The sequence below is a fragment of the uncultured Salinicola sp. genome, assembly GCF_937921195.1.
GTDB lineage: Bacteria > Pseudomonadota > Gammaproteobacteria > Pseudomonadales > Halomonadaceae > Salinicola.
In genome coordinates, this window is record NZ_CALFQK010000066.1 from 1 (window position 1) to 12558 (window position 12558).

General features: G+C 63.2%; 16 protein-coding genes. 10 read left to right on the forward strand and 6 right to left on the reverse strand.

From position 1 onward, the window contains the following. A partial coding sequence (locus Q0602_RS05655; RefSeq protein WP_298840122.1) for a malate:quinone oxidoreductase occupies window positions 1-985 on the reverse strand: 985 nt, incomplete at its 3' end. A gap of 327 nt (window positions 986-1312) precedes the next feature. Between Q0602_RS05655 and Q0602_RS05660 the strand changes: the two genes are divergently transcribed. The 5 genes from Q0602_RS05660 (at window position 1313) to Q0602_RS05680 (ending at window position 4446) form a co-directional block, all read left to right on the forward strand. Beyond that, window positions 1313-1822: a DUF6438 domain-containing protein gene (locus Q0602_RS05660; protein ID WP_298840125.1), complete on the forward strand. Its 510-nt coding sequence runs from the start codon at window positions 1313-1315 to the stop codon at window positions 1820-1822. A 122-nt stretch (window positions 1823-1944) separates the two neighbouring features. Continuing rightward, on the forward strand, window positions 1945-2118 hold the full coding sequence (locus tag Q0602_RS05665; protein WP_295038727.1) for a hypothetical protein: 174 nt from the start codon (window positions 1945-1947) through the stop codon (window positions 2116-2118). A 261-nt stretch (window positions 2119-2379) separates the two neighbouring features. Continuing rightward, entirely contained in the window at window positions 2380-2916 is a 537-nt protein-coding gene (locus Q0602_RS05670) for a gamma carbonic anhydrase family protein (protein ID WP_298840131.1), read from the forward strand. A 211-nt stretch (window positions 2917-3127) separates the two neighbouring features. Continuing rightward, window positions 3128-3454: a thioredoxin family protein gene (locus Q0602_RS05675; protein ID WP_298840133.1), complete on the forward strand. Its 327-nt coding sequence runs from the start codon at window positions 3128-3130 to the stop codon at window positions 3452-3454. A gap of 59 nt (window positions 3455-3513) precedes the next feature. Beyond that, complete coding sequence (locus tag Q0602_RS05680) at window positions 3514-4446, forward strand: DUF808 domain-containing protein (RefSeq protein ID WP_298840135.1); 933 nt, start codon at window positions 3514-3516, stop codon at window positions 4444-4446. A 28-nt stretch (window positions 4447-4474) separates the two neighbouring features. Here Q0602_RS05680 and Q0602_RS05685 read toward each other — a convergent pair whose 3' ends face one another. Next, entirely contained in the window at window positions 4475-5050 is a 576-nt protein-coding gene (locus Q0602_RS05685) for a gamma-glutamylcyclotransferase (protein WP_149435430.1), read from the reverse strand. Window positions 5051-5213: 163 nt separating this feature from the next. On the opposite strand from Q0602_RS05685, the gene Q0602_RS05690 reads away from it, so the two are divergent. Continuing rightward, on the forward strand, window positions 5214-5864 hold the full coding sequence (locus tag Q0602_RS05690; RefSeq protein WP_298840142.1) for a hypothetical protein: 651 nt from the start codon (window positions 5214-5216) through the stop codon (window positions 5862-5864). A gap of 4 nt (window positions 5865-5868) precedes the next feature. Here Q0602_RS05690 and Q0602_RS05695 read toward each other — a convergent pair whose 3' ends face one another. The 4 genes from Q0602_RS05695 to Q0602_RS05710 all read right to left on the reverse strand — a co-directional run bounded on the left by Q0602_RS05695 (window position 5869) and on the right by Q0602_RS05710 (window position 8558). After that, complete coding sequence (locus Q0602_RS05695; protein ID WP_298840145.1) at window positions 5869-6141, reverse strand: hypothetical protein; 273 nt, start codon at window positions 6139-6141, stop codon at window positions 5869-5871. 120 nt (window positions 6142-6261) lie between these two features. Next, window positions 6262-7647, reverse strand: a complete 1386-nt coding sequence (locus Q0602_RS05700) for a nucleobase:cation symporter-2 family protein (RefSeq protein ID WP_298840148.1) — start codon at window positions 7645-7647, stop codon at window positions 6262-6264. A 107-nt stretch (window positions 7648-7754) separates the two neighbouring features. Beyond that, entirely contained in the window at window positions 7755-8201 is a 447-nt protein-coding gene (locus Q0602_RS05705) for a YkvA family protein (RefSeq protein WP_298840151.1), read from the reverse strand. A gap of 81 nt (window positions 8202-8282) precedes the next feature. Further along, entirely contained in the window at window positions 8283-8558 is a 276-nt protein-coding gene (locus tag Q0602_RS05710; protein WP_298840154.1) for a hypothetical protein, read from the reverse strand. A gap of 483 nt (window positions 8559-9041) precedes the next feature. Here Q0602_RS05710 and Q0602_RS05715 point away from each other — a divergent pair, with 483 nt between their 5' ends. The 4 genes from Q0602_RS05715 to Q0602_RS05730 form a co-directional block, all read left to right on the forward strand. Further along, window positions 9042-9593 carry an isochorismatase family protein gene (locus Q0602_RS05715; RefSeq protein WP_298840157.1) on the forward strand — a complete coding sequence of 184 codons (552 nt, stop codon included), beginning with the start codon at window positions 9042-9044 and terminating at the stop codon, window positions 9591-9593. Then, complete coding sequence (locus Q0602_RS05720) at window positions 9580-10569, forward strand: GlxA family transcriptional regulator (protein WP_298840160.1); 990 nt, start codon at window positions 9580-9582, stop codon at window positions 10567-10569. Before Q0602_RS05715 ends, Q0602_RS05720 begins: the two co-directional genes overlap by 14 nt. Window positions 10570-10837: 268 nt before the next feature. Next, window positions 10838-12112: a Zn-dependent hydrolase gene (locus Q0602_RS05725; RefSeq protein WP_298840162.1), complete on the forward strand. Its 1275-nt coding sequence runs from the start codon at window positions 10838-10840 to the stop codon at window positions 12110-12112. Next, a partial coding sequence (locus Q0602_RS05730) for an amidase family protein (RefSeq protein ID WP_298840165.1) occupies window positions 12109-12558 on the forward strand: 450 nt, incomplete at its 3' end. The genes Q0602_RS05725 and Q0602_RS05730, both read left to right, overlap by 4 nt.

The window sequence follows — 12558 nt, forward strand, 5'->3', positions numbered from 1 at the left end:
GGATGCGCTTGTCGGTGTGCGGTCCCGACATCGGGGGCGAGCCGGCGGGCGCCAGCCCGTAGACCTTGGCGTCGTGCTTGGCGACCACTTCCGGATTGGTGGTGTAGAGGAACTGGCCGCCGACCGGGAACCCCCCGTACATCCGGGCTTCAGGGATGCCGGATTTCTGCAGCAGCGGCAGCGCCGCGCCCCCGGCACCGATGAACACGAAACGTGCATTGACGCTGCGCTCGTTCTCGCCATCGCTGGTGTTGGCCACGGTGACTTTCCAGCTGCCGTCCGCGTTGCGCTTGAGGTCGCGCACCTGAGTATTGACGGAGAGGTGGAAGTTATCGCGGCGGGCCAGCGAGTTCATCATCTGGCGGGTGATCTCGCCGAAGTTGACCTCGGTGCCGATGGGCATGCGGGTCGCGGCTACGGGTTCGTCGGTATCGCGCCCCGTCATGACCAGCGGGATCCATTCCGAGATCTTCTGCGGATCCTCGGAGTACTCCATGCCGGCGTAGAGCGGGCTTTCCCGCATCGCCTCGAAGCGCGTCTTCAGGAATGACACGCGCTCGCCGCTCCAGACGAAGCTCAGGTGCGGCACGGTGTTGATGAAGGAGCGCGGGTTGGCCAGCACGCCTTCACGCACCTGGCTGGCCCAGAACTGGCGTGACACCTCGAACTGCTCGGTAATGCCGATGGCGCGCTTGATGTCGACGCTGCCGTCGGGCTGCGGCGAGGTGTAGTTCATCTCGGCAAAGGCCGAGTGGCCGGTGCCGGCATTGTTCCAGACGTTGGAGCTCTCTTCGGCAGCCTTGTCCAGGCGCTCGTAGAGGTGGATGGTCCAGTCGGGCTGTAGTGACTGGAGCAGGGTTCCCAGGGTGGCGCTCATTGTGCCGCCGCCGATGAGAACGACGTCGACGTTTTGGGTCTCGCCGGATTCGGCGCCAGTCTGGGTCTGCAGGCTGGAGACGAATGTCATGCCGTGACGCAATTTCATGAAGGTTCTCTGTCTGATGGATACGGACAGGCGCGAACGCGACTAGGACGACAGTTTAATGAGGTCGCGGCGTTAGTGCCATGATTATGACAGAGGCAGCGCGAGGGCACTGGCCACATTTACCTCTATTTATCGTTCAAAAACGGGTAGTTGTCCTGCATCGGCGGATTTTTACAACATTGAAAGGAATCGGCGACGCCAGCCCTCGGGAGAGGGTAGGATATCGCCGGCCCGCGCACTGCTTGCGGCATCGGTTTCGAAGCATCGACATACCGGGTCACCGCGCCCGGATGAACGGCCCGAATCCCTCACACGTCGAGGACTCTCATGAGGCGTCAGTCGGTAAGTTTTCTCACGCTCGCGTTGGCGGCTTCGCTGACCGCGGGCTGCGCCCAGCAGAGCGCTCATCCCACCTCGGAGCCGACGGCTTCCGGCTCGCGCGTGACCGAGATCCGGTACCGGGTCGGGCCCTGCCACGGCACTTGCCCGGTCTATCAGGTCGAGCTCGACGACGCGGGTACGACGCGATTCGTCGGTGAGCAGTTCACCGCCATCGAGGGCGAACGGGTTCGCGCCAATGATCCAGAACGTTTCACCCGGGTCCTGGATCGGCTCGCCGCTTGGCAACCGGCCATGGGGATGACGGTGGAAACCCCCACCTGCGGCCCGCGGGCGACGGATATGTCCCATTACACCGTGACCTGGACGAACGGCGATGGCGAAGTGGCGGTGCTGGAGCACGACAGTGGCTGTCGCTCGGCAGATGCCCGCCTGTTGACGGAACGCCTCCGTTCCCTTCCCCAGGCATTGGGTATCGAGGCGTGGGTGGGACGTTGACCGGCAGACGGCGATGCGAGCGGTTCGACCATTTTGTGCTTGACTGAAGACTATTCGTTTAGCATGCTAATAAGGCGTCGCGACAAAACGTCGCAGGGCGCCCTATTGCCGAAGGAGTGGTCATGAAAGCGTTCAACAAGCTGTTTTCGATGTTGGCCGCTATCGTTGTCTCCGCCGTATTGCCGTTTTCCATGGCAGCGGAGAGCGAAGCTAGCCAGCACCAGAATTCCTATAGCGGTAGCAATGTCACCACCTCCGTTACCAGCGAGAGCAAGCAGGACGACGAGTCCGCCTGAAGATGACGGGCAGGCGTCCGTGGTGAGGTAATGAAGCGGTGAAGTGGTGAAGTAAAAAGCCACGAGCGAGCATCGCGCGTGACCAGGGGGCCCCGGCGTCGATACGACGCCGGGGCCTCTTCGTATCGGGACCGGCTCGCCGTGACGTGCGGAACCCTCGTCATCTGCACAACGGAGGCGGATCCTTGGGGCTAAAGTCGGCTGGCAGAGGATACCTCTGCGGGCGAGGATGAAGCTCACTTTCCGACCGGAGCCGAGTCCATGCCTGTCTACGCCTATTTCGATGCGGTGCCGAATCTGCCGGACCGGAATCGCTACTGGGTCGCGCCCAGTGCTCACGTCATCGGTCAGGTCGAGCTCGAAGAGGATGTGGGGATCTGGTTCAACGTGGTGATCCGCGGCGATAACGAGCAGATAGTGATCGGCGCAGGCAGCAATATCCAGGAAGGCTGCATGCTGCATACCGATCCCGGTTTCGTGCTGCGCGTCGGCCGTGGCTGTACCGTCGGTCATCACGCGATCCTGCACGGCTGCACCCTGGGCGACAACACCTTGGTCGGCATGGGGGCCACCGTGCTCAATGGCGCCCAGATCGGCAACAACTGTCTGATCGGCGCCAATGCGTTGGTGACCGAGGGCAAATCCTTTCCCGACAACTCGCTGATCGTGGGCGCACCGGCGAAAGCCGTGCGTACGCTGGATGATAAGGCGGTCGAGGGGCTGAAAGCGTCGGCAGCGCACTATGTCGAGCGCTGGCAGGCGTTTTCCCGCGGACTGAAACGCCTCGACATCGATTGAGACGCCGCCAGACGAGACGCCACTGAGATCCTTCTGAATACCGATATCGCCGGTTGGTGCCATCTTCCGGTCGACGCTTCGGCACTGTCCCGACAAGCCCACGCTATCGACGAGGGTTTTGTCGTTTACCGCCAGGTCGTTGTTTACTTCTACGTCGTGGTTTACCGCTACATTGTCGAAAGGACGAGACAATCACGTTCAAGGAGCGAGGATGACGAGCGACTACACGACCGATGAGCCCAGCCGCAGTTCGCTTTACGACATTCGCGGCCCGGCAGTCGTCGAATTCGGCGCCCCCTGGTGCCCCTGGTGTCAGGCCGCCCAGCCGCTGATCGCGAAGGCGCTCGAAGGGCTCGATGATCTGCCGCACTTCAAGGTCGAGGATGGCAAGGGGCGACCGCTGGGCCGCGCCTTTCGGGTCAAGCTCTGGCCGACGCTGATCTTCCTGCGTGATGGCGAAGAGGTCGCCCGCTGCGTCAGGCCGGAGTCTGCCGAGCCCTTGCAGCGAGCGTTGGCGGAAATCATCACGTCATCGTGAGAATTTCCACTACGCTTGGCGTTTTCCAGCCGTTTTGATGGATCGAGAGGGGAAGACCCGTGGCCGCAGGCAGCTTACTGACATTACTCGACGATATCGCCACGTTGCTCGACGACGTTTCTCTCATGACCAAGGTCGCCGCCAAGAAAACGGCAGGGGTATTGGGTGACGATCTGGCGCTCAACGCCCAGCAGGTCACCGGCGTCCGTGCCAACCGCGAGCTGCCGGTCGTGTGGGCGGTGGCAAAAGGGTCGCTGCGCAACAAGCTGATCCTGGTGCCGGCGGCGCTGCTGATCAGCGTGATAGCGCCCTGGTTGATTACGCCGCTGCTGATGGTGGGTGGTACGTTTCTCTGTTACGAAGGGGCGGAAAAGCTGGCCCACAAGTTTCTTCACGGTGGGGCAGAGGCGAGCAAGCAAGACGTTCGAGCTGCCGCGCAGTTGAAGTCGAAAGAGGAACGCCTGGCGTTCGAGAAGGACAAGATCAAGGGCGCGGTCCGTACCGACTTCATCCTCTCGGCGGAAATCATCGCCATCACGCTCGGCTCGGTGGCCAGCGCCAGCTTCATGCAGCAGGTCGCGGTACTGGCGATCATCGCCGTTGCCATCACCGCGGCGGTCTATGGCCTGGTGGCGGGCATCGTCAAGCTCGACGATCTTGGGGTCTATCTCACCGAGCGTGCGACCCAGCTCGCCCAATCGACCGGTCGCGCCATCCTGTGGGCGGCGCCCTATCTGATGAAGCTGCTGTCGATCGTCGGCACCATCGCGATGTTCCTCGTCGGCGGCGGTATCCTGACCCACGGCATACCCTTCATTCATCACGGTATCGAGGATATCGCCGAAGTCCCCGGCGACATTCCCGGCGTCGGGGCGATCGTTCAGCCGCTGACACCGATGCTGTTGAATTTCGGTTTCGGTCTCCTGGTCGGCGCGCTCGTGCTCGGCGTGGTCCTGCTGATCAAGAAGCTCCGATCCGGTGGCGGCCATTGACCCGGGCGGTAGACGGCTCGCGCCAGGATCAGTCGGCCAGCAGCGCGCGCTCCAGGGCGAACACATGGGCGTCCTCGAACCCCAGCTCGCGCAACGCGGCGGCCAGATTGAGCAGATAGTCGCGATTGGGACCGCTGGGACCGTGGGATTCGGCGATCTGGCGCGCGATGGCCGCTTCATCGGCGGGACCGAGATAGGCCGCGTTATCCTCCCCCGCCAGATAGACGACGCCCTCGACCCGTTCGCTGCCGGCCGAGGGCGTGTCCTCGAAGGTCATCTCGGTCACCACGCGCAGGTAGCCGTTCTTCTCGCGAACATCCAGCGGCTCGAACACCCGGGGCGGGATGCGGTAGGCCATGCCGTGGCAGACGGCGTCGTCGTCCGGTACCAGGGTTACCACTCTTCCCGGCGCTTCCGGCGTGCCGCGGTGGTCATGGGAGCCCTGCCAGAAACGACGCGTCCAGCCGCGAATCGATGCCGGCCGGCGCTCCAGATAGTCGAAATCCGCCTTCCAGATCAGCGAGCCGTAGCCAAACAGCCATACCGACTCGTGATTGTCGAAGTAGGTCATCCGGCGGTTGTGGGCGGTGGTGTCGAAAGACATGGGACTCCATTGCAGAACGCTGGCGAATGGGCAATATGCGGTGGCAGGGGAGGCATCTCAAGGCCGCCTCTCGCGCCTGGCGCGATCGGATGCGTCACCTGCCGATTTGACAGCGGACCCGTTGCTGCCATGTTGAGAGCTGGTACTGCTTCGAGGAGCCATCATGGCCAGTCAGAAACGGATCATCGAGGCGCTGATGCAGCGTCACGGCCGAACCTTTGCCAGCGAACTCGGTGTCGACCTGCGCAAGAACACGCCGTCGCCGCTGTTCCGCCTGCTCTGCTACTCGCTGCTGACCAGCGCGCCGATCAGCGCCGATCTGGCGATGCGCGGCGCCAGGGCAATGGCCGCCGCTGGCTGGACGACGCCGCGGAAGCTGCAGGCGAGCGACTGGGCAAGCCGGGCGCGAGTACTCAACGAAGCCGGCTACGCTCGCGTCGACGAGAAGACGGCCACGCAACTGGCCGACATGAACGCCGAACTGCTGGACACCTACGCAGGTGACCTGCGCAAGCTGCGAGAGGCGGCGGCGGGCAGCCCGAAAGCCCTGCGCAAGCGGCTCAAGGCGTTCAAGGGAATCGGCGGCACCGGTGCCGATATCTTCCTGCGCGAGATCCAGACGGCATGGGATGAATGCTATCCCTACGCCGACAAGGCAGCGCTCTCCGCCGCCGACAAGCTGGGGCTCAAGGCCGATGCGGCGAAGCTCGCCGACAAGGTGTCGCGCGAGGATTACCCCAGGCTGATGGCCGCGCTGGTTCGCTGCAAGCTGGCCAAGGATACCCAGGGCGTACTGGAAGCGGCCAAGGCCTGATCGCCTACCACTGGCGGCTGGGGTCGCTCAGCCATTTGCCCACGGGCCCGATGCCGTCGGTGCACCAGGGTTCGCTCAACCGGGTGATGAAGAAGCGGGTCTGCTTGCCGAATGCCCGACTCAACCGGGAGCGTAGAAACTCTACCGGATCGGTCGATTCGATCAGCCACGTCGTGCGAAACAGCGCGATGGATTCGAATCTCCGGAGCATCGACTCCAGGCGATGACGATCCATCCTCCCCAGCGGCCTGTCGAAGGTCAGGCAGTAGATACCCATGGCATGCTCCTTGCTGCCGAATTAGCCAGATCCAGTTCAGGGTAGCCCGTCCGGGGAGCGATTGTCCTTATCGCGGATGAAATCGCCAAGTCCCCGCTGAAGCCCGCAGGGCGATGCGGCTCAGGTCCCGGGAGGATCCGCCGCTGCGGTCTCGTCGTCCGCCCTGGGCAGAATCAGATTGAGAAGGATCGAAGCCAGTGCGCCGGGAATCAGGCCCGACTCCAGCAGCACGCCGATCTGTTGCGGTGCGCCCTGGTAGAGTCCGCTCTGGGCCGGCAGGCCGATCGCCAGTGCCAGGGAGATGCCGACGATCAGCATGTTGAGCTTGTTGAAGGCGGCATGGGAGAGCATCTTGACGCCGGCGCTGGCGATCATCCCGAACATGATGATCACCGCCCCGCCCAATGCAGCCGCCGGGATCGCCGATACCAGCGCGCCCAGCTTGGGCACCAGCCCCGCCAGGACGAGAAACCCGCCGCCGATGGCGACGACGAAGCGACTGGCGACGCCGGTGAGGGCTACCAGGCCGACGTTCTGGCTGAAGCTGATCTGCGGGAAGGCGCCGAATAGTGCGGCAAAGCTGCTCGAGAGGCCGTCGGCCATGACCCCGCCGGACAGCTCCCTCGCGGTCGGCTCGCGCTCGGCGCCGCCGATCGCCGTTCCCGAGATGTCGCCGATCGATTCGGCGCAGGTGACCACGGCCATCAGCGTGATCGCCAGGATCGCCGCCGGATCGAAGGCAAGGCCGATCTCGAACGGTATCGGAAGCTGGAACCAGCCGGCTTCGGCGACGGGGGAGAAATCGAGCAGCCCCATTGGGGCCGCCGCCACGCAGCCGACCAGGATGCCGATCAGCACGGCCGCCTCGGAGAGGAAGCCGCGGCAGAACTGGTGAAACGCGACGGTAACGGCGAACACCAGCGCCGCCAGCAACAGATGATGCGGTGCTCCGAAGTCCTCGGCGCCGACGCCGCCGCCGACGTAGGCGAACCCCACCGGCAGCAGCAGGATACCGATCAGCAGGACGAAGGTGCCGGAGACCACCGGCGGAAAGAAGACGCTCAGGCGTTTGTAGCAGAGCCCTACCACGGCCATGGCCAGGCCGCCGATCAGTGCGCCGCCGAAGACCGCCGGCAGGCCCTGGGCGGTGGCGATCGGAATCATCACCGGAACGAATCCGAAACTGGTGCCCATGACGATCGGCAGGCGGGCGCCCAGCGGCCCGATGCCCAGCGTCTGGACCAGCGTGGCGATCCCCGCCACGAACATCGCCATCTGTACCAGAAACACCGTATCCGCGCCGGAAAGGCCCGCCGCACCGGCAATGATCAGCGGCACCGCGGCATTGCTGACGAACATCGCCAGCACGTGTTGTATACCCAGGGGAATGGCCTTTCGCAGCGGCGGGAGATAGTCGACGTCGCGTAGGCGATCACTGCCGGTACCGGCGTGACGACGGCTCTCTTTCCCCAACCGGCGAGGCGCCGAGGTGTTGTCCTGACTCATCGAATACTCCGCGGTCTATTGTTGTTGTCTCTCCTTGGAGAACGACTCTAGAGCTTTTTTGTGTACAAAAAAACCGCTGCCCCCTCGATTCGGCGACAGCAACGGTTTCAGGAGGCCTGGTCGTCCGGCCACCAGCGTGCCAGGGTGGACTCCGCCTGACGCTTGACCTCCTCGTCGATGTAGATCCACACGGCTGCCAGGGCGGCGGCCAGTACGCTGGCATCGTCGGTGTAGCCGACTCCGGCGATGAAGTCGGGAATCGCATCCAGTGGCGAGATGAAATAGCCGAGCGCCCCGATGACCGTCGACTTGGCCCAGAGCGGCACGTCGGGACGCTTGAGCACGAAATAGAGCTGCAGCGCCTTGAGTGCGACCTCGCGTCCGGCGCGCTTGCCGAAGCGGGCCAGCTTGCGCCAGAAGCGCTCGTCGCTGTAGGAGGTCTGATGGGCTTCGGCCTGTCGTGAGGCGTGGACATCGTTCGCGGGCAACCCTTCGGGCAGCGCGATGGTGTCGTCGTGCTCGAGGGGGGAAGGGGATCTAGGGAAACGTGGCATGGTTCGGCTCCGACTTGGCGGGCAGTCGTATCAGTCTATCCAAGAGCGACTGCCCGCGCATCGCGATGCCGGAAATCGGCGTCAGTCCTTGATGCCACCGTCGAAATCGATCTCGAGGGTGATCGCACTGTTCAACGGCAGGTTGATCACGTTGAGCGCATGTTCGGTCATCCTGCGGATCAGCGCCTCGTACTCGTCTCCCCCTTTGCGCTTGATCTCTTTCACCTGATTTTCGGACAGGTTCTCCCGCCCCAGGTAATCCTTGGCCGTCTTGCGCAACGTCGTTCCGGTCTCGCCGCCGGCAAGCTGATGAAACTCGTCGGCATCCATGCCGTCGTTGTGAATCAGGATTTCCATATCGTTGACTCCTTGCGAAATTCGTCCGAGATTCGTCGTGGATCGAGGTAGCGTTCCGTCTCCACAACATAAAATCTAGAAGCCATATCACCAGGGTACAAACGGTGGGCGCCGTTTGCCTGGCGTGGAGTTGACGCTTGGAACTTGAGATCGCCCTTCCAGCCATCGATTTCTCTCCACTCATTTCTGCTCACTGCTCTGGCCATTGATGGGCTGGCGAGACCGGCAGTGCGACGTCGTCGAGCATGGCAAGGCGCTTACGTTGATCGACTGCTCAATGCCCAGGAGCAGCGGGCGTCGATGACTGCACATAGGCCGAATTTCAACAAGACCTCGATCTGCTGGTGATGTCGATGCAGCCGATCTCTCCTTTTGCCGCTAAAATGGCCGGAAAAGTCCGGTTTGTCTGCCGAATCGGTCCTCGCGACGATGTCTGACAGGCAATAGCATGGCGGCTTCACCATGTGATGAGGGACGTGCCAGATGGCTACCACAGCCCTGTTATTGATCGACGTCCAGTCTTCGTTTCCTGCCAAGGAATATCGGGTAGAGACGCTCGCTGCGGCCTGGAGACCGTACCAGCGCGAGTTGCTCGATCTGACCCGTGAAAAGGGCATACCTTTGGTGCGCATCTTCCACGAATCGCCGAGCAGTGCTTCGCCCTTCGATCCAATCAATGGCCTGATTCGTCCGCTAGAAGGATTCGAAGACGAGACAGACGTCACTTTCCACAAGCGTGCGCACAATGCCTTTACCGACACGGGGCTTGAGCGCTGGTTACGGCTTGCTGGCATCAACCGCCTGATCATCAGCGGCATCCGGACCGAGCAGTGTTGCGAGACTACCGCTCGAGTCGGAGCGGACCTCGACTTTGTCAGCGAGGCCACATTGACGTTCCCCATGGTGAGTGCGGGCCGGAAATGGAGCGCCGAGGAGATTCGGGCTCGTACCGAACTTGTATTGGAAGGGCGTTTTGCTCGTATCGTCGGAGTCGAAACATTGAAACGGGAATGGCTTGGCGATGTATCTCAATGACCGGCCGTTGCAGATCGGAGTATTGATGCTGCCTGGCCAAGTACCGCTGGATCTGGCCGGCCCGTTGCAGGTGCTGCTAAGCGCCATCCAGTTCGGCGCGCCATTGCGGTTACGCTTCTTCGGACCTCAGGAGACGCTGGCTTGGCTGGGACCGTTGACACTTTCCGGCATAGAACCCTTGCCCGATATTCCGCTTCCGCTCGATCTGCTGGTCCTTCCGGGTCAGTACCGAGCCACAACGGATTTCGCGGCTAAGCAGGATGCCATCGATTGGTTGCGTATCCAGGCACAGGCGTGTCGAACGCTGATGGCGGTATGCTCCGGCGCGCTGTTGCTGGGGCAGGCCGGACTGCTCGATGATCGCCGCTGCACCACTCATCACGGCTTGCTCGACGAACTTCGCCAGCTCGCGCCAAAGGCCCGGGTAAGGGGTGACTGCATCTTTACCGAGGATGGCAACTGCCTGACCAGTGCGGGTATCTCAACCGGCATCGATACCATGCTTTACTGGTTGGAACGCTTGCTGGGGGATCGTCTGGTCCAACAGGTGGCGCGCGATCTGGTGCTCTACTGGCGACGTAGCGGTCACGAGCCACAGCTCGGCATCTGGCTGGAAGGGCGCAACCATGTCGATGCGCGTATTCATCGTTTGCAGGATGCGCTCGCAGCGCAGTTGGATCGGTCCTGGTCGCTGAAGGAGATGGCGCATCAGGCCGCGATGAGCGAGCGCCACCTGCGACGGCGTTTCATCGAGCTGACCGGAATGTCGCTGAACGATTATCTGGCGCGGTTGCGGCTGCAGTTGGCCCGCCAACTCATGCACGAGACCCGGTGGAGCCTGACGCGAATTGCCGAGGCGTCGGGGTTTGGCGAGGACCGGCAGCTCAGGCGCGTCTGGCAACGCTTTGAATCGGGCTCCCCTGCGGCGTGGCGACGCCATCATGGAATGGAAACGGCATCGTCGAGAGGCTTGTAACGTACCGCGCCCGGTGTCTGTGGCGCGCTTGAAAGCGCGGCTGAACGCAGCCTGGGAGCCGTAGCTCAGGGATTCGGCGACCTGCCCGAATGGGGCGCTGGAGGCGGAGGTGGCAGGCCAGATGCTGGTCGATCGGGAGGAAGTGGTCAGCCTGCTTTCCAGCCTCGATTCGGCTTCCTCTCGATCCTGACGACAACGGCGGTGGCGACGTTCATCTCGTCACCGCTCCATTTCGAGAACGTTTCATTTCAAGAACAAGGACAATGCCATGACTGCGACGCTTTCCTCTGACCTCAATATCCCCGCCATCGATGGCGAACGCCTCTGGCAGACCTTGATGGAGCTGGCCGTGATCGGTGCGACCCCCAAGGGGGGCTGCAATCGCCAGGCGCTGACCGAGCTCGATCGCGAAGGCCGCGAACTGCTGATCCGCTGGTGCGAGGCCGAAGGCCTGACCGTGCGCTTCGACGCCGTCGGCAACCTCTTCGCTCGCCGGGATGGAAGAGACAACGCCGCCGACCCGGTCGTGATCGGCAGCCATATCGACACGCAGCCCACCGGGGGCAAGTACGACGGTTGCTTCGGTGTGCTGGCGGCGCTGGAGGTCATTCGAACGCTCAACGCCAGCGGCATCGAGACCGAACGGCCGATCGAGCTGGTTTCCTGGACCAACGAAGAGGGCTGCCGCTTCGCTCCCTGCATGATGGGCTCCGGCGTGTTCGCCGGTCAGCTCACTCTGGAAGATGCCCTGTCGCGAACGGATGTCGACGGCATCACCGCGGGCGAAGCGCTCGAGGCGATTGGTTACGTGGGTGACGATGCCAATCGCCCCGGCAAGATTGCCGCCTATCTCGAAGCGCATATCGAGCAGGGGCCGATCCTCGAGGACGAGGGCAAGGCCATTGGCGTAGTCACCGGGGCGCTGGGGCTGAAGTGGTTCGATGTCACGGTGACCGGCGTGGCGGCTCACTCCGGTTCGACGCCGATGCATCTGCGCCAGGATGCGCTGCTGGGCGCGACCCGGGTGGTCGAAGCAGTCAACCGGATCGCGCTGGCACACCAGCCCGACGGCCGCGGGACGGTGGGGGCGTTTCAGCTGCTGCCCAATTCGCGCAACGTGATCCCCGGCCAGGTGACGCTGAGCGTCGACTTCCGGCACAGCGAGGGCGAGGTGCTGGAAGCGATCGTCACCGAGTTTCGCCAGACGCTGGATGCCATCGCCCGCGACACCGGACTTTCCATCGAGATCGCGCCCACCGCCGATTATCCGCCGCAGCATTTCGCTGCCGATTGCATCGCGGCCGTGCGTCAGGGTGCCCAGGCCAACGGCTACGCACATCGCGATATCGTCAGCGGCGCCGGCCACGACGCCGTATTCATCAGTGATATCGCGCCGACGGCAATGATCTTCATTCCCTGTGAAAAGGGGATCAGTCACAACGAAAGCGAGTACGCCACGCCGGACGATGTCACCGCCGGCGCCAACGTATTGCTGCACGCGACGCTGAATCTGGCTGGGCCTGCGGCCGGGGCGGCGACATGAGCCGCGACGAGGACAACGGCATGCGCGATGTAACCACGACCGAGCTGGCCGATCTGACCGCCCTCGAAGCGCTGAAGCTGTTCGAGCGGGGCGAGCTCTCGCCGGTGGAATTGACCCAGGACTGCCTGGCACGAATCGAGCGCCACAATCCGAGCGTCAATGCGCTCTGTCATGTCGACCACGACGGTGCGCTGGCGGCGGCGCGGGCCTCGGAATCCCGTTGGCAACGCGGCGATCCGATAGGGCCGCTGGATGGCGTGCCCAGCACGATCAAGGACCTGACACTCACCGCAGGCATGCCGACCCGCAAGGGCTCGATGACGACGTCACCCGACGGCCCATGGCGCGTCGACGCGCCATTTACCGCGCGGATGCGCGAGGCCGGTGCCGTGCTGCTGGGCAAGACCACCACGCCGGAGTTCGGCTGGAAGGGGGTCACCGACAGC